General features: G+C 64.1%; 15 protein-coding genes. 7 read left to right on the forward strand and 8 right to left on the reverse strand.

Annotation, left to right across the window (positions count from 1 at the left end):
• Positions 1 to 10 precede the first annotated feature (10 nt).
• Complete coding sequence (locus IEX78_RS08890) at positions 11 to 631, forward strand: phosphoribosyltransferase (protein WP_188828442.1); 621 nt, start codon at positions 11 to 13, stop codon at positions 629 to 631.
• Here the strand turns inward: IEX78_RS08890 and IEX78_RS08895 are convergent.
• Together IEX78_RS08895 and IEX78_RS08900 are read right to left on the reverse strand one after the other, a co-directional pair.
• Positions 628 to 1803 carry an amino acid deaminase/aldolase gene (locus tag IEX78_RS08895; protein WP_188828443.1) on the reverse strand — a complete coding sequence of 392 codons (1176 nt, stop codon included), beginning with the start codon at positions 1801 to 1803 and terminating at the stop codon, positions 628 to 630. The genes IEX78_RS08890 and IEX78_RS08895 overlap by 4 nt on opposite strands.
• A gap of 48 nt (positions 1804 to 1851) precedes the next feature.
• Positions 1852 to 2331, reverse strand: a complete 480-nt coding sequence (locus tag IEX78_RS08900) for a TetR family transcriptional regulator (RefSeq protein ID WP_188828444.1) — start codon at positions 2329 to 2331, stop codon at positions 1852 to 1854.
• 366 nt (positions 2332 to 2697) lie between these two features.
• Here IEX78_RS08900 and IEX78_RS08905 point away from each other — a divergent pair, with 366 nt between their 5' ends.
• Complete coding sequence (locus tag IEX78_RS08905; protein ID WP_188828445.1) at positions 2698 to 3441, forward strand: tyrosine-protein phosphatase; 744 nt, start codon at positions 2698 to 2700, stop codon at positions 3439 to 3441.
• On the opposite strand, the gene IEX78_RS08910 is transcribed toward IEX78_RS08905, so the two are convergent.
• Together IEX78_RS08910 and IEX78_RS08915 are read right to left on the reverse strand one after the other, a co-directional pair.
• On the reverse strand, positions 3421 to 4638 hold the full coding sequence (locus IEX78_RS08910; protein WP_188828446.1) for a class I adenylate-forming enzyme family protein: 1218 nt from the start codon (positions 4636 to 4638) through the stop codon (positions 3421 to 3423). The two genes, IEX78_RS08905 and IEX78_RS08910, sit on opposite strands and share 21 nt — an antisense overlap.
• A gap of 83 nt (positions 4639 to 4721) precedes the next feature.
• Positions 4722 to 5507 carry an enoyl-CoA hydratase/isomerase family protein gene (locus IEX78_RS08915; RefSeq protein ID WP_188828447.1) on the reverse strand — a complete coding sequence of 262 codons (786 nt, stop codon included), beginning with the start codon at positions 5505 to 5507 and terminating at the stop codon, positions 4722 to 4724.
• Positions 5508 to 5602: 95 nt separating this feature from the next.
• Between IEX78_RS08915 and IEX78_RS08920 the strand changes: the two genes are divergently transcribed.
• The 5 genes from IEX78_RS08920 to IEX78_RS08940 all read left to right on the forward strand — a co-directional run bounded on the left by IEX78_RS08920 (position 5603) and on the right by IEX78_RS08940 (position 15770).
• Positions 5603 to 6382 (forward strand): hypothetical protein, encoded by a 780-nt coding sequence (locus IEX78_RS08920; RefSeq protein ID WP_229683826.1) that lies wholly within the window; start codon positions 5603 to 5605, stop codon positions 6380 to 6382.
• The gene (locus IEX78_RS08925) at positions 6379 to 7467 is read left to right on the forward strand and encodes an ATP-binding cassette domain-containing protein (protein ID WP_229683827.1); all 1089 of its coding nucleotides are present in this window, start codon (positions 6379 to 6381) and stop codon (positions 7465 to 7467) included. Before IEX78_RS08920 ends, IEX78_RS08925 begins: the two co-directional genes overlap by 4 nt.
• Positions 7464 to 8246 (forward strand): ABC transporter permease, encoded by a 783-nt coding sequence (locus IEX78_RS08930; RefSeq protein WP_188828448.1) that lies wholly within the window; start codon positions 7464 to 7466, stop codon positions 8244 to 8246. Before IEX78_RS08925 ends, IEX78_RS08930 begins: the two co-directional genes overlap by 4 nt.
• A 2-nt stretch (positions 8247 to 8248) precedes the next feature.
• Entirely contained in the window at positions 8249 to 11890 is a 3642-nt protein-coding gene (locus IEX78_RS08935; protein ID WP_188828449.1) for an ABC transporter ATP-binding protein, read from the forward strand.
• Between the two features lie 106 nt (positions 11891 to 11996).
• Positions 11997 to 15770: a multifunctional oxoglutarate decarboxylase/oxoglutarate dehydrogenase thiamine pyrophosphate-binding subunit/dihydrolipoyllysine-residue succinyltransferase subunit gene (locus IEX78_RS08940; protein ID WP_188828450.1), complete on the forward strand. Its 3774-nt coding sequence runs from the start codon at positions 11997 to 11999 to the stop codon at positions 15768 to 15770.
• Positions 15771 to 15831: 61 nt separating this feature from the next.
• Here the strand turns inward: IEX78_RS08940 and IEX78_RS08945 are convergent, their stop codons facing one another.
• The 4 genes from IEX78_RS08945 to IEX78_RS08960 all read right to left on the reverse strand — a co-directional run bounded on the left by IEX78_RS08945 (position 15832) and on the right by IEX78_RS08960 (position 20970).
• Positions 15832 to 17502, reverse strand: coding sequence for a dipeptide ABC transporter ATP-binding protein (locus IEX78_RS08945; RefSeq protein ID WP_188828451.1), 1671 nt, complete (start codon positions 17500 to 17502; stop codon positions 15832 to 15834).
• The gene (locus IEX78_RS08950; RefSeq protein ID WP_188828452.1) at positions 17499 to 18428 is read right to left on the reverse strand and encodes an ABC transporter permease; all 930 of its coding nucleotides are present in this window, start codon (positions 18426 to 18428) and stop codon (positions 17499 to 17501) included. Before IEX78_RS08950 ends, IEX78_RS08945 begins: the two co-directional genes overlap by 4 nt.
• Positions 18421 to 19347, reverse strand: coding sequence for an ABC transporter permease (locus tag IEX78_RS08955; protein ID WP_188828453.1), 927 nt, complete (start codon positions 19345 to 19347; stop codon positions 18421 to 18423). Before IEX78_RS08955 ends, IEX78_RS08950 begins: the two co-directional genes overlap by 8 nt.
• Positions 19348 to 19413: 66 nt before the next feature.
• Entirely contained in the window at positions 19414 to 20970 is a 1557-nt protein-coding gene (locus IEX78_RS08960) for a peptide ABC transporter substrate-binding protein (RefSeq protein ID WP_188828454.1), read from the reverse strand.
• Positions 20971 to 21261: the final 291 nt, after the last annotated feature.

Genomic DNA, 21261 nt, shown 5'->3' on the forward strand with positions numbered 1-21261 from the left:
CGTCGAAGGCGTGGTCTACCCCGACCGAACCGCCGCCGGGCACGCGCTTGGGGCGGCGCTGACGCACCTGCGTGACGCGAACCCGTTGGTGCTCGGCTTGCCGCGCGGTGGGGTGCCGGTCGCGGCGAGCGTCCACGCCGAAATCGGCGGGGAACTCGACGTTCTGCTCGTGCGCAAGCTTGGTCTGCCGTGGCAGCCGGAGCTGGCGATGGCCGCGCTTGGCGAGGACGGGACGGTCGTGCGCAACGAGCACGTGATCGCGCGAAGCGGCATCACGGCCGACGCGTTCGCGGAAGTCGAAGCGGCAGAACGCACCGAACTCGCACGCCGGCGCTCGCTGTTTCGCGATGGCGAACGCGCGTCACTTACTGACCGAACGGTGATCCTCGTTGACGACGGAATGGCAACGGGCGCAACGGTTGTCGCCGCGTGTCAGGTCGCGCGCGCGCAAGCTCCCGCCCGGTTGGTTGTCGCTGTGCCGGTGTCGTCGCCCGAAGCGGCGAACCGCATCGCATCCGAATGCGATGAGCTAGTGAGCCTTTGGACGCCCGACGACCTCGGCGGAGTTGGCATGGCCTACAGCGACTTTCACCAACTTGCCGACGAGGAAGTCATCGAACTCCTGCGCTAGCCGAAGCACTGCCCTTCGCCGCGATAGGTCGGCACGGTCGTCCGCGTGCCGTCTTCATCAACGAGATGAACCTCAGCGAAGCGTTCACACAACTCCCCCGCCTTGGCATGCCGCAACCACACGCGATCGCCGATTTCCAGCTCACCCGCACCCGAAAGCGGCGTCTGCACCTCGCCAGCACCTTCGGCACCAAGGAGTTTGAGCCCAGCGGGCCAGACCGGAATGGGCACGCGACTCGGGCCAACGGGACCGGACGCGATGTAGCCGCCAGCGAACACCGTCGCGATGTTCGGTGTCGGTTTGCGCAGCATTGACGTCGCGAAATACATCGCGGGACGCGGCGTGAACGAGCGATAGTGGTCGAACAGTGTTGGCACGTACAGGCCGGAACCGGCCGTCACCTCGGTGACCTCGCGCGCACTCACCGACACCTCGATCGATCCGGTGCCGCCGCTGTTGACGATCTCAAGCGGGCCGACAACCGAGCGGACGGCGTCGATCACCTGCGCGCGTCGGCGGCCGATTTCGAGCGCGGACAGCTTCTTCACCAGTCGAATGGCCGGGTTGCTGTCGGGCAGGCCCGCGATCTGGGCCTCATAAGTCATCACGCCGACCACATCGAACCCACGTTCGCGCGCGGTCACGGCCAGCTCGGCAGCCTGCTCGGGCGTGCGAACGGGCGACCTACGCGCGCCCAAATGCAGCGGGCCGATGCGCAGCGCGGCGTCGACGTCGAGGCAGACGCGGGGGGCGACGGTGTCGGTGCCGAGGGCGGCGCGGGTGAAGTCGAGCTGGTCGACGTCGTCGATCATCAGCGTGATCGAGCGCTGCAACAGCCGGTCGGCGGCCAGTTCGGCGATGGCGGCCCGGTCGACGACGGGGTAGCCAAGCAGGACGTCACGCGCGCCGAGTCGGACGAGCCAGATCGCTTCGCGCAGGGAGTAGGCCATGATGCCCGCGAAACCGCCGCGTGCGGTGAGGCCCGATCCGAGGGCTTCCTCAAGGACCGCGCGGCAGCGCACTGACTTGCTGGCGACGCGAATGGCAACGCCGTTCGCGCGGCTGACCAGGTCGTCGATGTTGGCCCGCAGTGACGTGAGGTCGACGGCGGCAAGCGGCGGGTCGAGGTCAGCGGTCGCCGCGTGGAGGCGCAGCGGTGTTTCCTGGGTCACACCCACTACTGAACCATCAAATTGGTCATGCGTCCAGCAAACGGGCAGTTAGTTCTCGACAGCCTTCAGCGTGAGCGAGGCGACGAGGTCGTCGATCACGACCAGGGTCGTCTCGTCGTTGCCGTCAGCGAGCCAGCGCATGACCATACCGTAGAGCACGGAAACGAGGTAGGTGGCGACCGAGTCGAGCGGCTCAAGCCACACAGTGCCCGACCGTTCGGCGCATAACCGCAGGAAGTAGATGGCTTCGGCGTCCATCTGCCGGAACAGCGCGATGGCAGTGGGGTCGCCGACGGTCTCGCCGGTGGCTGACCAGCGCTGACGCAGCGTGTTGACGGTGGCCTCATACGCGGCGATCTGCCGGTCAGGCTTGCCCTTGACCAGCGGCCAGTAGGCACACATCCCCGCGTGGAGAAGCACGCGAAGCGCGCGGACACCGGTGGCGTCGAGGCCAGTGGCCGCCTCTTCGATGGCGTCACAGACGGCCGGTCGGAGCGACGATTCGGTTAGTTCACGGCTGGTGCTCAACGATGACTCCTCGGCAACAGATTTCGCTGCCCGCGGCGTAGCGAGACAACTGAACGTGACGGGCGGTCGGTTTAAACCCGTCCAGCACGTTCGATCTTAGAAGGTTTTCTAGATTCGCGAACTGCTAAAGCCGGAGTTTTCATACCGAAAGATTGTTTTGTTACCCGAATGCGACCTTATGCCGCCTCCGGCAAATAGCTATATTTCGGCACTGACGTACCGAAATGGTTCCGCTGGACAATTGTACAAGTTATGGTCCGCTGCCCCCAGCGGGGTGACCGAGCACACAGTAACGGCGAGCGCACAGTCGGTGACTCCCGCGCGAACAGCCACCAGGTAGGACATCGCGCCCGATAACCTGTCGAGGTGACTCTTTCCCCCCGAGCTGACCAGTTCGCCATCAGCGGCACGTTCAATTTTCGTGACGTCGGCGGGTTACGTACCGCCGACGGCGCGACCGTGCGCGAAGGGGTGCTGCTGCGCTCCGCGCAACTGAGCGGCCTCGACACCGGCGGCCAGACAACCCTGCGCGAACTGGGCGTCACGCACGTGCACGACCTGCGCGGACTCGCCGAAATCGACCACATCGGGCACGACAATCTGCCCGACGGTGTCGCGCTACACGTGACCCCGTTCGACTCACGGATGGGCGAAGCGCCGCCGCACGAAGCCCAAACCGAGACGGCCTACGAGCACATGATCGCGGTGTATCGACACTTCCCGCTGATGCCCGAAGCGCACAAGGCCATCGTTGCCATCGCGAAGTCGATCGCCGCCAACGACGGTGCCGCACTCGTGCATTGCGCCGCGGGCAAGGACCGCACGGGCTGGGCGGTCGCGACGCTGCTGCGCGCGGTCGGGGTGAACGAAGACGATGTCGCCCGCGATTTCCTAGCATCCAACGACGCCGTCGAACCGCTACGCGTTTTGCTTGAACCGAAGATTGGGCGCGGTGAACCGCTCTCGCTCGATTTACTCGGAGTGCGACCGGAATATCTCACGACAGCCGACGCGACGGTCGCCGAAAAATATGGCGATTTCGAAGGCTATCTCGCTGAAATCGGCCTTACTGGTTCACTGCGTAACGCTTTACGCGACCGATTGGTCTGAATTATTCGCGCTGCGGTCTTGTTCGGAAATCGCGCACCGAACAAGACCGTTCGCGTCAATGCGCACCGCGTTGCCGGTATGAAACCAAGTGCCGCTGAAGCGGGCGACGGAGGCGTCGGGGTCGTTCCAATATCGCCTGCTCACGTTGGGTCCGCGACACAGCAGTTCGCCGTCACCCTGATCAGCGTGCGGGCCGGAAAGCGCCAATTCCGTTCCACCGAAAGCGAATCCGAGTGCGCTAGCCGGTTCGACCAGCTCGGTGTCGTCGACCGCGAGGCCGATGCCGCTCGTTTCCGTCGCACCCCAGACCGACCACTGGCGCGCGGCAGGAAAGGCTCGGCGCAGCCCAACCGCGACGCTCGGCACCGTCGCAGCGGCACGTTCGGAACGATGACACGCCTTGCTAATCCGTCGAACACTGTCGCCGCCACCGGAATTGCCGATGGCCTTCAACAGTGTTGCGAGAATGCGCGGGGTTGCCGAGATGGTGTCGATGCGTTCGGTGCGCAACGCTTCGGGGAGTTGGCTCGGATCGCGAAGTAGGACAACAGTGCCGCCGACGGCGAAGGTCGGCAGGAGTTGGTCGACGCAGCCGCTGGCGTGGGCAAGCGGCAACAGCACGAGGTTGCGCAGTCCGTCGCCGGGTAGATCAAGCGCGCCAATCATCGACGAAATCGCCGACAGCAGATTCTCATTCGTGAGTTCAACGCCCTTAGGCGTCGCGCCGGTGTAGCAAAGCAGCGCGAGTTCATCGAGGCCAGCGCCGTCGTCGATATACGGCGTTCCATCGGGAAGATGACCGCCGAGCACGAAGTCGGCGCTGCTGTCGGCGATCACGCGCGCGGTGAGCGCGGCCGACAACCCGGCGGGCACGAGCACGGGAACCGCGCCCGAAAGGAGCGCGCCGAGAAAGGCTTTGACCCATTCGATGCCTGCGGGCAGCGCGACAGCCACCCGGTCGCCGTAGCCGATTCCATGCTGTTGCAGACCGCCAGCGATACGCGACGCCGCATGCCACAGCTCGCGATAGGTAAGCCGATCGCCGCCCACTTCAACGACAGCTTCGCGGTTGCCGAAGGCGTGAACGCGCAGGTCGAGGAGTTCGGTGAGCGCGGGGTTCAGGTCGCCGTAGCGCAGCACGCCGTCGGCACCGCGCGACAAGGCGACCGAAGGGCTAGCTCCGAACTCAACGATCATCGCCGACCTCCCACGTCGTCGGTGTGGCCGCGCGGGCCTACACCGACGACTATATGACCTGGGTCACATTTTTGGCAGCAAAATCATTCGCCTTTGAAGGTCGCCTTGCCCGGGCCAACGTCGAGGAAGCTGCGAACGGCGTTGACCAGGTCGTCGGTGTCGAACAGGTCGCCCGAGATCTGCGGGGTGAGTTCGTCGGCGCTCGCGATGCCGCTGGCCCGCCACGCGGCGATGATCTCCTTCGTCGCGGCGTTCGCGCGGGTCGGGCCGTCGGCGAGTCGACCGGCGAACGCGCGGGCCGCCGCGTCGACGTCGTCTTCTACCCGGTTCACCACACCCCAGTCCAGCATCGTTTGGGCGTTGTAGAGGTCGCCGGTCATCACGAATTCGCGCGCGCGACCCGAACCGGCGCGCTCAGCGAGGCGCTGTGGGCCACCCATCGACGGAGTGAGGCCGACGACGGTCTCAACGAGCCCGAACTTGGCCTTCGGACCAGCGATGATGATGTCGCAGGCGAGGGCCAATTCGAACGCGGCGGTGAGCGTGAGGCCGTGCGCGGCGAACACGACCGGGCACGGCAGCGCTTCGACGGGATGAATGAGCTTGTTGAAGAGGTCGCGCCACAGTTGCGCGGCTTCCTCGATGCTGAGGCCGGCGAAAACGTGCACGTCAACGCCACCGGAAACCAGTTTGCCTTCGGCACGGATCAGCACAGCGCGCGGCGGGGTGAGCGTGAGCGCGGCGATGTCTTCGATGAGCGAGTCCATCAAGTCACGGTCAAACAGGTTCAACGGCGGATGATCGATGGTGATCACGCCAATCTCGGCGCCGGCATCGGTGTATTCACGGGTCAGCTTCGTCGGGCTCATGCTGGCAGCGTAGAACTTGGGCTCTGGAACGCGCAGGTGTCGGTGGTCGTTGGCAAGATGAGCTGTGCGGGACCGCGATAAGGGAGGACGACACCGTGTTTAAGGGTGCGATCGAAAAGGCCGTTGTCGATGTGCTCGACACCGGATCGAAGTTGCAGGCGCCTGCCGTGCGCCGGTACGTCGAGTACCTGCGCGAAAAGCACCCGGGTGAAAGCCCGGCGCAGATCGTCACTCGACTGGAAAAGCAGTATCTGCTTGCCGTTACGGGCAGTGGTGCCGCTGTCGGCGCTACCGCCGCGGTGCCCGGCATCGGCACGGTCGCCGCGCTTGGTGCGGTGAGCGCGGAAACGGTGTTCTTCATGGAGGCGTCGGCGCTGTTTACCCTCGCCGAAGCCTACGTGCACGGCATCGAGCCGGAGGATAAGGAAGCGCGTCGCGCGATGGTGCTTGCCGTCGTCTTGGGCGACGCTGGCATGGCGATCGTGCAGAAGGGCATCGGCACCCAGGCGAAAAACTGGACCGGCGCGCTTGCTGGCAAGGTGCCCGGCATCGCTGGCATCAACTCAAAGTTGTTGCAGCAGTTCATCAAACGTTTCATCACCAAGCGCGCGATGCTGATGTTCGGCAAGGTGCTGCCCGCTGGCATCGGTGCCGCCGTTGGCGCCGCAGGCAACCGCACGCTCGGCCACACCACAATCGACAACGCGCGCAAGGCATTTGGGCCCGCACCCGCGCACTGGCCAACCTTCCTCGACGCACCGGGCAAGCACTCGCTCGAAGCGAAATCGCCTACCGTGCTGCCTAGCGCGCCCAAGCAGCTCGGCGCCGCGCCGACGGAGGTGCCACCGAGCAAGCCGCAGGTGCATAAGAAGTGAAGGGGGCCAACACCATTAGCGACAACTTGCGCCTGACTGGGGTCGGGAAACGGTTCGACGAATTCGAAGCGGTGCGCGATATTAGCTTCACGGTGTCGCCAGGGTCGATCACCGCGCTCGTCGGGCCTGCTGGTGCGGGCAAGTCGACGGTGCTGCGGATGGTCGCGGGACTGATCAAGCCGTCCGAAGGGACCATCACGGTCAATGTGCCGACGGGCACTGGTGTTCGCACCGGCACCGGTGGTGCGCGCGTGGCGGCGGGTGCGGACGCCGACAACCGCTCAGGTGTAGACCTGCGACCAGGTGTCGATGTGCGCCCAGGTGCTGGCGTTCCCCAAGCAACCGGCCCCCGCGTAATCGGTTCCCTGCTCCGCGAACGCGGACTGCATCCCGCCCGCACCGCACGCGACCACCTCTGGGCGCTTGCCCCTGCCGCAGGCGTCGGGCGACGGCGGGTCGACGAAGTCCTCGCCATCGTCGGGCTCAGCGTTGCCGCCGACACCCCGATCGCGCGCCTACTGCCAAGTCAACAGGTTCGGCTCGCGATCGGGGCCGCGCTGCTCGCCGATCCCCCACTGCTTGTTTTCGACGACCCGTTCATCGAACTGCCACCCGAAGAACGCGGCTGGTTGCACGCCCTTTTGCGCGACCACACCGCGCGCGGCGGCAGCGTGCTGATCGGGTCGGCCAGCCTCGCCGCGGTGGTTTCGGTAGCCGACCAGCTGATCGTGCTGAGCGAAGGCGCGATCGTCTGGCAGGGCACCCCGACGCGCCTGCGACGTGGTCACCCCGACCGGCTCGTCATCGCCGCCCAGCCATCGATCGGCCTTGCCACCGCGCTCGCCGCGCGCGGTTTCACCGACGCGGTCATGCGGCCCGACGGTCGCCTCGCGGTCGCCGAAGCCGACGAAGCGACGGTCCGTTCGGTCGCGAATGCGGCGGGCGTACGCATCGGCAGCATCGTCGCCGACCCCATTCACCCCGACCGGGTGCTCGCGTCGCTGAGCAAACCGCGCAGGTCAGCGACCATCGCGCCCAGCCAGCCCGCGTACGCACCGGCCATGACTCAGGGGATGTCCCGATGATCACTGTCCTGCCCGCCGACGTTGTCGCGGTTATCGACACCGAGGCACGCAAGGTCGTCAGCGTGCGACCCAATCGGCTGCTGCTTGTCGCGCCAACCGCCATCGCCGTCGTTGGCACGCTCATCACCGCGCTGCTGGCCGGCCCGTATGACCCGAAGGGACAACCACATACGGGTGCGGCGACGGTCGGGTTATATCTCGCGATCGCGGCTAGTTGCGTTGTCGCGGCGATCATCGGATTGTCCTCGACCGGCGGCGAGTATCGCCGAGAGACCTTCGCCCTGTCAGTGTTGTTCGCGCCCGACCGCGACCGTTTGGTCATCGGGAAATACGCGGCCGCCGCTGGTATCGCGCTTGGTGTCGCGTTCACCGCCGAACTTGCGTCGGCGCTCGTGCTGGTGATCGCCGCGCGCGGCAAAGCCAATTTCGGCTGGGGCTTCTTCGAAGCGCTCGGCGGCGGGCTCATCGCTGCGATGTGTTGGGCCGTGATCGGCGCCGGCCTCGGGTTGCTCGCGCGGTCGTTTTCGACGGTGTTGTGGCTGCTGCTCGCCTGGGTTGTTGTTTTCGAACCGCTGATGTGGCTTGTCGCGAAGAGCATGTCGCTGGGCTGGGTCGCCGCCGCGTTGCCGGTCGCGTCCACCGTCGCCGGGGTCACCGCGGGCACGTTCGAGGAGTCCGACTTCCTCGCGCCCGCGCCGGCCGCGTTGGTGCTGATTGTGTTGTGGGCCTGCGTCGTCGGCGCGGCTGGCTGGTGGAATCTGCGCGATCGCGACCTGTAACCATGACGACCGAGCGCGGACGCGGGTGGATAGCGAGGCTGTGGCTGCGGTGTTTGCACCGGCCACGGTTGCTCGCTGGCATTCTCGCGTCCGTACTCGCTGGCGCGGTCGTGTCGATCGCCGCGCCGCTGGCGACTAAGCGCGCGATCGACGCCGCGCAAGCTGGCGACCTCAGCGTCATCGGGAGCGCTGCCGCGCTGTTGGCGGTCCTCGCGGTCACGCGGTTTGTCGTCACGTTCGCCCGCCGACTGTGGGCGGGCAAGCTTTCACTCGACGTCCAACACGACCTGCGACTGTCACTGCTCGCGTCGCTGCAACGTCTCGATGGTGCTGGTCAGGACACGATTCGTACCGGTCAGGTGGTGTCGCGGTCGATCACCGACCTTTCGCTTGTGCAGGGTCTGCTCGCGATGGTCCCGTGGTCGGGCCTCGCGGTTTTACAGTTCGTGCTCTCGGCCGTGGTGATGGTGTGGTTGAGTCCGCCGCTCGCCGCCGCCGCGTTGCTTGTCGCGCCCGCGATGGCCGTCATGGTGTTGCGAATGCGGCCTCGGCTTTACGCGGCGACATGGTCAGCGCAACAACGGGCCGCTGAGCTGGCCGAACACGTCGAGCAAACGGTCACCGGCGTGCGCGTGGTGAAGGGGTTCGGGCAGGAAGCCCGGATGGTCGACCTGCTCGAAGACCACAGCACAACGCTCTACGCCGAACGCATGCGCGCTGCCCGCATCAACGCGCGCTTCGCCCCGTTCGTTTCCGCGTTGCCACAGGCCGGGCTGGTCGCGGTGATCGTTGTCGGCGCGTTGCTCGCGCGGCACGGTTCGATCGGCGTTGGCACGTTCGTCGCGTTCACCGCCTACTTGGCGACGATGACGTCGTCGGCGCGCACGATCACCTCGACGGTGATCATGGCCCAACTCACCGAAGCCGCCGCTGACCGCGTCTTCGACGTGATCGACGCCGCCCCGACCGTGGTCGACCCCGACCATCCAGCGAAGGTCCCGCCCGGCCCGCTCGGCATCGAATTCGACCGCGTGAGTTTCGGTTTCGCCGCCGATCAGCCGGTACTCCAAGAACTCGACCTGACCATCGAACCAGGCGAAACCGTGGCGATCATCGGCCCAGCCGGGTCGGGCAAATCGACCCTTTCGCTGCTACTCCCCCGCTTTTACGCGCCCGATACCGGCCGCATCAGTCTCGTCGCCGAAGACGGCGAACGCATCGACCTCGCCACCCTGACCGCCGACGAATTGCGTGGCGTGCTCGGCGTCGTCTTCGACGATCCGTTCCTCTTCTCCGACACCATCGCCGCCAACATCGCCCTCGGCGACCCCGACGCGACCGACGCCGACATTCGCGAAGCGGCCATCGCGGCGGCGGCCGACGAATTCATCCGCGACCTGCCCGACGGCTACGACACCGTGATCGGAGAGCGCGGGCTCACGCTGTCGGGCGGCCAACGTCAGCGGATCGCGCTCGCGCGGGTGCTACTCACCCGACCCCGCGTGCTGATTCTCGACGACGCGACCTCTGCCGTTGACGCGGTCACCGAGGCCGAGATTTTCCGCAGACTGCCTGATCCAGGCAGCAGAACAACGGTGATCCTCGCCCACCGCGAGTCGACATTGGCCCAGGCCGACCGGGTAATCCGGCTGCCAGCGCCGGTCGGTTCCGTCGTCCAATCCGGCCCAACAATGCCGAAAGCGGCAACAACGACGGAAGCAGCGCATTCCGGCCGTGGCCAACACATGGCGAGCGCGGCCGCCGCGCTGAGCGAAACCCCGGCCCTGCGCGCTGCCGTCGACGCGCTCCCACCCGCGACTGACACGCCGAACGTCACCGGCGACCTGCGCGCCGAGCAACCGGGCTTCGGCCTGCGCGGACTCTTGCGCCCGGTTCGCGGCCTGGTGACGCTGGTCGCGCTCCTGCTGGTCGCCGACGCGCTGATCGGCGTCGCGTTCCCGCCACTTGTCCGCTACGCCATCGACACCGGCATCACCGGCGACGACGGCAACGCGCTGCTGTGGTCGGCGCTGCTTGGCGCGGCGTTGGTGATCGCGAGCATCGCGGTTGGGATCGCCGTCACCATTACCACCGCGCGCACCGGCGAACGCGTGCTCTTCGAATTGCGCGTCCGCAGCTATGCCCACCTGCAACGCCTCGGACTCGACTATTTCGAACGCGAACTGTCGGGCCGCATCATGACCCGCATGACCACCGACGTCGACGCGCTGTCGACGTTTCTGCAAACCGGGGTCGCGACCGGCCTGGTCAGCGTGATCACCCTGCTTGGCGTCGCCTTCGGACTCGTGCTCATCGACGCTGAACTCGCGATCGTTGTTTTCGTCGCGATGATCCCGATGATTCTCGCGACGCTCGCGTTCCGGCGGGTATCGAATGTCGCGTATACCGTTTCGCGCGAACGTGTTTCGACGGTCAACGCCGATTTCCACGAGAACATCGCGGGCTTGCGCGCGGTGCAGGCCGCCCGCAACGAACCCGTGGCCGCGAAGCGATTCGCCGACTATTCCCAGCGTTATCGCGACGCCCGTGTGCAGGCACAACGGGCCATCGCCGCCTACTTCTCGTTTGGATTAGCTTGGGCTGATTTGGCTTTGGCGCTTGTTGTTTATCTCGGCGCGCATGAGGTCGCGAAAGGAACAACGACGACCGGCACGCTCGTCGCGTTCGTCCTCTACCTCGGCCTGCTGTTTAGTCCGATTCAGGATTTGTCGCAGGTGTTCGACGGATATCAGCAGGCCAAGGTGGGTTTGCGCCGCATTGGCGACCTGCTGCGCACCCAGTCGTCGATCGCGCCCGACCCACCCGACGCACTCCCCGCCCCGCACCTCGACGGCGAGATCGTCTTCGACCATGTGACCTTCGAATATCCCGGCACGACCAAACCGGCGCTCAAGGACGTGTCGTTCTCGGTCCCCGCTGGCAAAACGCTCGCGCTCGTCGGCCCGACGGGCGCCGGAAAATCGACCATCGTGAAGCTGCTCGCTCGCCTTTACGATCTGCCCGACGACCCGAAAGCGGGCGCGATCGAAGTCGACGGGGTCGATTTACGTAAATTTGTGCTCACTGACTTCCGTGAGCGATTAGGAATTGTGCCCCAAGAAGCTCACTTGTTCACCGGTGACGTCGCGAGCAATATCTCCTTTGGGCAACCAAACGCCACAGCAGTAGACATCGCTACCGCCGCCGAAACGGTCGGCGCGGCCAAAATGATCGCCGGATTACCGAACAAAATGAACCAATCGGTAGGCGAAAGAGGGCGCGGTTTATCGGCGGGACAGCGGCAATTGGTCGCGCTCGCGCGAGCGGAATTAGTGGCCCCCGATCTGTTGTTACTTGATGAGGCGACGTCGACACTCGACCCCGAAACCGAAGCATCGGTGCTGGCAGCGAGCAAATCGCTAGCGCAAGATCGCACGACGATCGTGGTCGCGCATCGGCTCGCGACGGCCGCGCGTGCCGACCTCGTCGCTGTCGTCGAAGACGGTCGCGTTGTCGAATTTGGTCCACCCGAGGAACTCATCGCGGCCGGCGGACGTTACGCACGATTGTGGGATGCGGCGGCGCGAACTAACGGAACGGTCGCGGGCGACGATGTGGCTAACAAGACGAGTTTGGGTCCGTAGCAACACCGATTGGTCGCTGGGCATATGCTCGCTAGCGGGCGCATCGGCAGCCATCCGCTGATACCCCTGCCGGGCACGTCACAAACGTCGCAGCGCGAAGAACGAAATGAGGCGAACACCAGCTGTGAGCAGCTCAACTTCCCAGTTCGGACAGAACCAGTGGCTAGTCGACGAGATGTATCAGAAGTTCAAACAGGACCCATCCTCGGTCGACGCCAGTTGGCACGAGTTTCTCGCCGATTACAGTCCAGAACCCACTGCCGAATCCGGTAGCGCGCAGCCGACCGCGTCAGTCGTCACTACGGCAGCGGCCGCGCCGGTAGCGCGGCCCGCCGCATCCGCACCTACCGCGGCGCCAGTCGCTGCCGCCGCGCCAGCCGCAGCTGCCGCTCCCGCCGCCAAGGCGGCAACCGTTACCGCGACCGCTGAGCGCGCACCTCGCACCACGCCCGCGCCCACGTCCAACGCGCCCGCCACCGTCGCACCGAAGCCGGTCGCGGCAGTTGAAGAGCACAAGGTGCTGCGTGGTCCGGCAGCGGCGATCGCCAAGAACATGTCGGCGTCGCTCACCATCCCCACCGCTACCTCGGTGCGCGCGATTCCGGCCAAGTTGATGATCGACAACCGTCTTGTCATCAACAACCACCTCGCTCGCACGCGCGGCGGCAAGATCTCGTTCACCCACTTGCTTGGGTACGCGATTGTGCAGGCGGTCAAGGCTTTCCCGAATCTCAACCGGCATTTCGCTGAGATCGACGGCAAGCCGAACGCGGTCACCCCGGCCCATACCAACCTTGGCCTCGCGATCGACCTCGCTGGCAAGGACGGCAACCGTTCGCTCGTCGTCGCCGCGATCAAGGCCACCGAGGACATGAGCTTCGGCCAGTTCCACGCGGCCTATGAGGACATCGTTCGGCGCGCTCGCCTCGGCAAGCTCGGTGCCGACGATTTCGCTGGCGTCACCATCTCGCTCACCAACCCGGGCACGATCGGCACTGTTCACTCGGTGCCGCGGCTGATGCCGGGCCAGGGCGCGATCATCGGCGCTGGCGCGATGGAGTACCCGGCCGAGTTCCAGGGCATGAGCGATGAGCGCATCGCCGACCTTGGCGTTGGCAAGCTGATGACGCTCACCTCAACCTACGATCACCGCATCATCCAGGGTGCCGAGTCGGGCGACTTCCTTCGCACGATCCACAACCTGCTGATCAGCGATGAGTTCTACGACGAGATCTTCCACGGTCTCGGCGTGCCGTACGAGCCGGTTCGCTGGCGCAAGGACATCACCGAGCGTGGCGTCGACAAGAGCGCGCGCGTGCTCGAACTCATCGCCGCCTACCGCAACCGCGGTCACCTGATGGCCGACACCGACCCGCTGCGGCTGGTCAAGGACAAGTTCCGCAGCCACCCCGACCTCGACGTCACCCAGCATGGCCTCACGCTGTGGGACCTCGACCGCACGTTCAACGTCGCTGGCTTCCACGGTCAGGAGCGCATGAAGCTGCGCGACGTGCTGTCGATCCTGCGCGACGCGTACTGCCGCCACGTCGGTGTCGAGTACACCCACATTCTGGAAACCGATCAGCTCAAGTGGATTCAGGAGCGGGTCGAGCAGAAGCACGTCAAACCGTCTGTCGCGCAACAGAAGTACATCCTCAACCGCCTCAACGCGGCCGAGGCGTTCGAGACGTTCTTGCAGACGAAATACGTTGGGCAGAAGCGCTTTTCGCTTGAAGGTGCCGAAGCTGTCATCCCGATGATGGACGCGACCATCGACCAGTCCGCCGAATACGCGATGGACGAAGTCGTTATTGGTATGCCCCACCGTGGTCGCCTGAACGTGCTCGCCAACATCGTCGGCAAGCCGTACTCGAAGATCTTCACCGAGTTCGAAGGCAACATGAACCCGGCGGCCACCCACGGCTCCGGCGACGTGAAGTACCACCTTGGCGCCGAGGGCACGTACCTGCAGATGTTCGGCGACAACGAGATCGCCGTCTCGCTCACCGCCAACCCCTCGCACCTTGAGGCGGTCGACCCGGTGCTTGAGGGTCTCGTGCGCGCCAAGCAGGACCTGCTCGACAAGGGCGACGGCCCCGAGGGCTTCTCGGTGATGCCGCTGATGCTCCACGGCGACGCCGCGTTCGCCGGTCAGGGTGTTGTCGCGGAAACGCTGAACCTCAGCGGGCTGCGTGGTTACCGCGTTGGCGGCACGATCCACATCGTCGTCAACAACCAGATCGGCTTTACCACCGCGCCGGAGAACTCGCGGTCGACCGAGTACTCGACCGACATCGCGAAGTTCATTGGCGCGCCGATCTTCCACGTGAACGGCGACGACCCCGAGGCATGCGACTGGGTCGCGCGACTCGCGGTTGATTTCCGCCAGAAGTTCCGCAAGGACGTCGTGATCGACCTCGTCTGCTACCGCCGTCGCGGTCACAACGAGGGCGACGACCCGTCGATGACTCAGCCCGAGATGTACGATGTGATCGACACCAAGCGTTCGGTGCGTAAGGCATACACCGAGTCGCTGATCGGTCGTGGCGACATCTCGACCAAGGAAGCCGACGACGCCCTTCGCGACTACCAGGGTCAGCTTGAGCGGGTCTTCAACGAGGTCCGTGAGCTGGAGAAGTACGTTCCCGAGCCGTCGGAGTCCGTCGAAGACGACCAGAAGGTGCCTGCCACCGTGCAGACCATGGTCGACAAGTCGGTCCTGCAGCGCATCGGCGACGCGTTCCTCAATACCCCTGATGGCTTCAACGTGCACCCGCGCGTCAAGCCGGTGTTGGAGAAGCGTCGCGAGATGGCCTACGAAGGCAAGGTCGACTGGGCGTTCGCCGAGTTGCTCGCCTTCGGCACGCTCATCGACCAGGGCCACGACGTGCGCCTCACCGGCCAGGATTCGCGTCGCGGCACGTTCACCCAGCGTCACGCGGTGATCATCGACCGCGTCGACGCCAAGGAGTACACCCCGCTGCACAACATCGGTTCGGAGAAGCCGGGTTGGTTCGCCGTTCACGATTCGGCGCTGTCGGAGTACGCGGCCGTCGGCTTCGAGTACGGCTACTCGCTTGGCAACCCGAACGCACTTGTGTTGTGGGAAGCCCAGTTTGGTGACTTCGTCAACGGCGCGCAGTCGATCATCGACGAGTTCATTTCCTCGGGTGAGGCGAAGTGGGGTCAGCTTTCCGACGTCGTGCTGCTGCTGCCGCACGGCCACGAAGGCCAGGGTCCCGACCACACGTCCGGTCGTATCGAGCGCTTCCTGCAGCTGTGCGCTGAGGGTTCGATGACCGTCGCGGTGCCGTCGACGCCCGCGAACTACTTCCACCTGCTGCGTCGTCACGCGCTCGACGGGATCCGTCGTCCGCTGATCGTCTTCACCCCGAAGTCGATGCTACGCAACAAGGCCGTGGTTTCCGATATCAAGGACTTCACCGAGTCGAAGTTCCGTTCGGTGTTCGACGAGCCAACCTACGAACAGGGCATTGGCGACCCGAGCAAGGTCAAGCGCATCCTGCTCACCTCGGGCAAGCTCTACTACGAGCTCGCCGCCGAGAAGGCCAAGCACAAGCGCGAAGATGTCGCGATCGTTCGGATCGAGCAGCTGTACCCGATCCCGACGTACCGCCTCAACGAAGCACTTGCCAAGTACCCCAACGCGACTGACATCGCGTGGGTGCAGGAAGAGCCCGCCAACCAGGGCGCATGGCCGTTCTTCGGGCTGAACCTGCCGGAGGTGCTCCCCGAGCGTCTCGGCCGACTGCGTCGCATCTCGCGTCGCGCGATGTCGGCCCCGTCGTCGGGTTCGTCGAAGGTGCACGCGGTTGAGCAGGCCGAGATCATCGGCGAGGCTTTCGAGCCGACCACGTAAGTTCTTCTCGCACAACGGCCGACGCCGGGTGGATCATCGCGATCCGCCCGGCGTCGGCGTTTTAGGCGAGTAGTTCGCGGCCGGGGATGGCCTTCAGTAGCGCGCGGGTGTAGTCCTCGCGCGGATTCGCGAAAACCTCGTCGGTGGTTGCTGATTCGACGATCGCGCCGTCGCGCATGACGAGGACGTTGTCGGCGATCTGCCGCACCACGGCCAAGTCGTGGGTGATGAATAGATACGTCAAACCAAGCTCGGCTTGCAGATCGTTGAGCAGGGTCAGGATTTGTGCCTGGACCAGGACGTCCAGCGCCGAGACCGCTTCGTCGCAGACAACGAGGTCGGGTGAGAGCGCCAATGCCCGCGCGATTGCGACGCGCTGCCGCTGCCCGCCCGACAGTTCGTTCGGGTACCTGCGCAGCACCGATGACGGCAGCGAGACCTTGTCGAGCAGGTCGCGCACGGTCGCCTCTCGCTCTGCTTGCGTGCCGATCCCGTGTACCCGCAGTGGCTCTTCGACCGTGCGGAAGATCGTGTACATCGGGTCGAGTGAGCCGTACGGGTTTTGGAAGATGGGCTGCACCCGGCGACGGAACGCGAAGGCGGCCTTGCGGTCAAGGTCGGCGACACTGCTGCCGTCGAAGCTGACCGTGCCCGCTGTCGGTTCGAGCAGGCCGAGCACCATCTGTGCGATGGTCGACTTGCCCGAACCCGATTCGCCGACGATCGCCGTTGTTGTTCCGCGCTCAACACAGAAACTCACCTCGTTGACGGCGGTGAAATCGCTTGATTGCCAGGGGCGTTTGCCGCGAATCTTGAACTTCTTGGTGAGTCCGCGAACGTCAAGCAATGCCGTCGAGGTCTCGGCGGACGCCTCAGCGACCTCAACCGCCTGCGCCTTCACCTCAGCGCGCTTACGCGACGACGACATCCGTTGCGCGGCGAGCGACGGTGCCGAGCTAACCAATTTCTTGGTGTAGGCGTGTTGCGGGTCGCGCAGAATTTGGAGCGCCGGCCCAGATTCGACTACCCGGCCGCGATACATGACAACAAGATGCTCGGCGCGTTCAGCAGCCAAGCCGAGGTCGTGGGTGATGAGCAGGACGGCCGTGCCGAGTTCGGTGGTGAGTTTTTCTAGGTGATTGAGAATTTGGCGTTGCACGGTCACGTCGAGCGCCGATGTCGGTTCGTCGGCAATCAGGAGTTTCGGTCGGCAGGAAAGCCCCATCGCGATCAGTGCGCGCTGGCGCATGCCACCGGAGAACTCGTGCGGATATTGCCCGGCTCGCCGTTCCGCGTCGGGCATCCCGGCTTCGGTGAGCAATTCGACTACGCGTTTATCGGCTTCCGCGCCACGGGCGACGCCATTCGCGACCAGCGTTTCCCGAATTTGGAAGCCGATCTTCCACACCGGATTCAGATTCGACATCGGGTCTTGCGGAACCAGCCCAATGCCGTTGCCGCGTACCGAGATAATGTCTTTCTCACTGGCGTTGGTGAGGTCTTTGCCGTCGAAGTGAATCGACCCGCCGGTCACCTTTCCTGTTCCGGGCAGCAGGTCGATGATCGCGTGCGCGGTCGTCGATTTCCCCGAGCCCGATTCGCCGACGATGGCGACGGTTTGGCCAGGATAAACCGTGAGATTGACTCCGCAAACCGCGCGCACCGGCTTGCCGTCCGAGGTGAAACTTACTTCCAGATCACGTAATTCGAGCAGCGGCTCGACCTTGCTCATCGGGTGCGCTCCTTAGGATCGAGCGCGTCACGCATCGCGTCGCCGAGCATGATGAAACTCAGCACGGTGATGGCGAGCGCGGTCGCCGGGTAGAAAAGGATGGGCGAGACGCGAATTTCGGATTTGGCGCGGTCGATATCGGCACCCCAGGAAACGATCTCCGGCGGCAACCCAACGCCGAGATAGGACAGTGTCGACTCGGTGACAATGAAAACCCCAAGCCACAGCGTTGTCACCACGATCAAGGGCCCAGCGGCATTGGGTAATACGTGGCGGACTAGCGTGCCAAATCGCGAAACGCCCAATGCCTTTGCCGCGGTGACATATTCACTGTTCTTCGCCTCGATCACCGCGCCGCGTGCGATGCGCGCGGCCTGTGGCCAGGTGAAAGCGACCAGAATCGCGATCACCACCGAGACACCGCCCGGCCGAACCAGCTGCAGGAGCACGATCGCGGCGAGGACCATTGGAATGGCGAAGAAGATTTCACCGATGCGCGAGACCACGGTGTCGAGGATGCCGCCGTAGAAGCCTGCCAGTGCGCCGAGAACGCCGCCGAGCAGCAGGAATCCCACCGCCGCGCCAATACCCACCGTTACCGATGCGCGCGCGCCGTAAATCGTGCGCGCGAAGACGTCGCAGCCCTGTTTGTCGAACCCGAAGGGGTGACCGGGTCTCGGGCCGTCCATGCCGAATTCGCCTAAACAGGCACGCGGGTCCTGACTTGTGAAAAGCGAAGGCCACACAACAACAAGGGCAACGAAAGCGATGAGAAAAACCGCAGCGAGAAAGATCGGATTTCGCCGCAACCGCCGCCACGCATCGCGCCAGATACTCGTTGGCGCGCCCGTGTCGACAACTCGGTCGGTTGCCAGCACCTCGACCTCATCGGCTGGCGCGACATAATGCGCCTGTTTGTCATGCATAGCGAATCCTCGGGTCAAGCGCGGCATAGAGCAAGTCAATGACGAGATTGGTCAGCAGGAACACCACGACAAGCACCGTCACGAAGGAGACAACCGTTGGCGGCTCACCTCGAATGATGGCCTGATAGATCGTGCCGCCGACGCCGGGAATATTGAAGATGCCTTCAGTGACAATCGCACCGGCCATCAGCGCACCGAGGTCGGAGCCAAGGTAAGTCACGACCGGAATCATTGAGTTGCGCAGAATATGGACGGTGACAACGCGGCGACGGGGCAGTCCCTTCGCTGTCGCGGTCCGCACATAATCGGCTGACTTGTTCTCCGCGACCGCGTTTCGGGTGAGCCGCAGGACATAGGCGAAGGAAAGTGACCCGAGTACCGCAGCCGGAACGATCAGCTCGCCGAGGCTCGCCTTCCCGGTCACCGTCACCGGTGCGATTCCCCACTTCACGCCAAATGCGAACTGCGCGAGATAACCAACAACAAACACCGGCAGCGCGATGAGCACCAGGCTGGCGACCAGCATGGTGGAATCGAACCATTTGCCCTTGCGCAACCCAGCGATCAAGCCGAAAATAATTCCGAAGAAGCCCTCAAACAACACCGCGAGGAACGCTAACTTGATGGTAATGGGGAAGGCTCGAGCCAATTCATCACGGACGGGGCGGCCTGAGAATGATGTACCAAAGTCAAAGGTCACGACACCCTGCAAATAATGCAGGTACTGCATGATAAATGGCTCGTCTAAGTGGTATCGAGCGCGCAGTGCGGCCTCGACCGCGGGCGTCAATTGTTTCTCGCCAGCGAGCGCTTTAATCGGGTCACCCGGAATGAGAAAAACCATCGCGTAGATAAGCAGAGTCGCACCAAGAAAGACCGGGATCATTTGCAATACGCGTCGAAGTATGTACCAAGCCATCATTTCCTCCGAAATGCAGCCGGGTCGGGTCGCACGTACTGGCGACCCGACCCTGCTACTACCCGGCTACTTCTCGATGTTCTCGAAATCGAAGAGCCCGTTCCATGACATTGGCGCGGCGCTCACCTTGTCGGAACGTCCGGCTGCCGCGATGTAATAGAACATCGGGATGTCGGCCATGTCTTTGATCATGATCGTTTGCGCCTGGCCGATGAGCTTGTACGCCTCATCGTTGTTCGGCGCGGCCATTGCCGCCTTGAACAGCTTGTCGACCTCGGGGTTGTTGTACCCGACGCTATTGGATTCGGAGAAGCTGTAGTACTGCGCGCTGAGGAACTGCATCATGGTCGGGTAGTCGCCCTGCCAGCCATAACGGAACGCCTTGCCAATTGTTTTGGCGTTCACGGCATCTCGAATGCTCTTGAAGGTGGGAACCGGAGCGGGCACCGCATCGATACCAAGGGTGTTCTTGATGCTGTTGACGGTGGCTTCAATCCACGCCTGGTGCCCGCCGTCGGAGTTGTAGGCGACCTCAAGTTTGCCGGACCACGGCGAGATAGCGTCGGCCTGGGCCCACACCTTCTTCGCCTCGGTCGGGTTGTACTCGAAAACCTCCGACCCTGGGAGTTTCCCGTTGTAGCCGGGCAGCGTTGACGCGGTGAATTCGTGCGCGGGTTCGCGCAAACCGTTGAAGATCTTCTCGACGATTTGCGGCCGGTTGATCGCCATGGAAAGCGCGCGCTTGCGAAGCACGCCCTCTTCGCCGCTGAAATGCGCGACGGTCGACTGGACGCCGATGTGCTGGTTCTGGGCGGTCGGCTTGGTGATCGCGCGGTCGCCAAGATCGGCTTTGAACGTCGACAGCGCGCTGGTCGGAATGGTGTCGAGCGCGTCGAGGTTGCCTGCTTGCAGGTCGGCGTAGGCGGTTTCGAACGACTGGTACATCACGAACCGCAGGCCCTTGTTCTTGGCCGGACGCCCACCCGGGTAATCAGCGTTGGGCTTGAGGTCGATCTTGACGTTGTGTTCCCAGGAGACGAAGGCGTACGGGCCGTTGCCAACGGGGTTCTCACCGAACGCCTTGATGTCTTTGAACGCGACCTCGGGAAGCGGGTAGAACGGCGCGTAACCCAGGGCCGACTCAAAGTCGATCGACGGCTCCTTGAGCTCGACGGTGAAGGTGCGATCGTCGACAATCTTGAGACCCGACATCGTCTGCGCTGTCGGCTTTTCAGCGTTGACCTCGTCGAACCCGGCAATCGGCGTGAACGCGTAGCTCTGCAGGTGCCCATTGGTGCCGAGTGCGCCAAAGTTCCACGCGTCGACAAACGACTTCGCGGTGACGGTCGTGCCGTCGGTGAACTTCCAGTTCGGCTTAATGGTGATCCGGTAAGACTTCCGATCGGACGTCTCGATCTTCTCCGCCATTTCGTCGTAAGCTTTGCCGTCGGCGTCGTAACGCTTCAGGCCAGCAAACAAGCGGTCAACAACGCGACCGCCCATATTCTCGGCGGTGTTGGTTGGGACCAAACCATTCTGCGGTTCACCCGCGTTGGTGGTGACGATGCTCGCGTCAGCACTGTCGTCGGACGAGCACGCGGTGAGGCCAAGGCTGGTAGCCATGAGGCCCGCTGCGAGCAGCGCGGTTAATCTGGTGAATCTCAACGCTATCTCCCGGTTTAACTGGCGTGGCACAACAATCGGAGGTTAGCCACTATGGCCCTACTTTTCCTGGCTAAGGACCATTTTCGGAGCACATGTATCGTGGTGGTTACTCGATGGAAACGCGACGATATTTGCCGAGTCCCTCACACTCAGCAGAAATAAATGAACAATATGGGAAACCGTCTGCGCAGCGGTTGTTTTAAAAACGATAACGCGAGACCGCCCGGTATGCAGGAAAACTCAGCGGAA

The organism is Nocardia camponoti (assembly GCF_014646135.1).
Classification (GTDB): domain Bacteria; phylum Actinomycetota; class Actinomycetes; order Mycobacteriales; family Mycobacteriaceae; genus Nocardia; species Nocardia camponoti.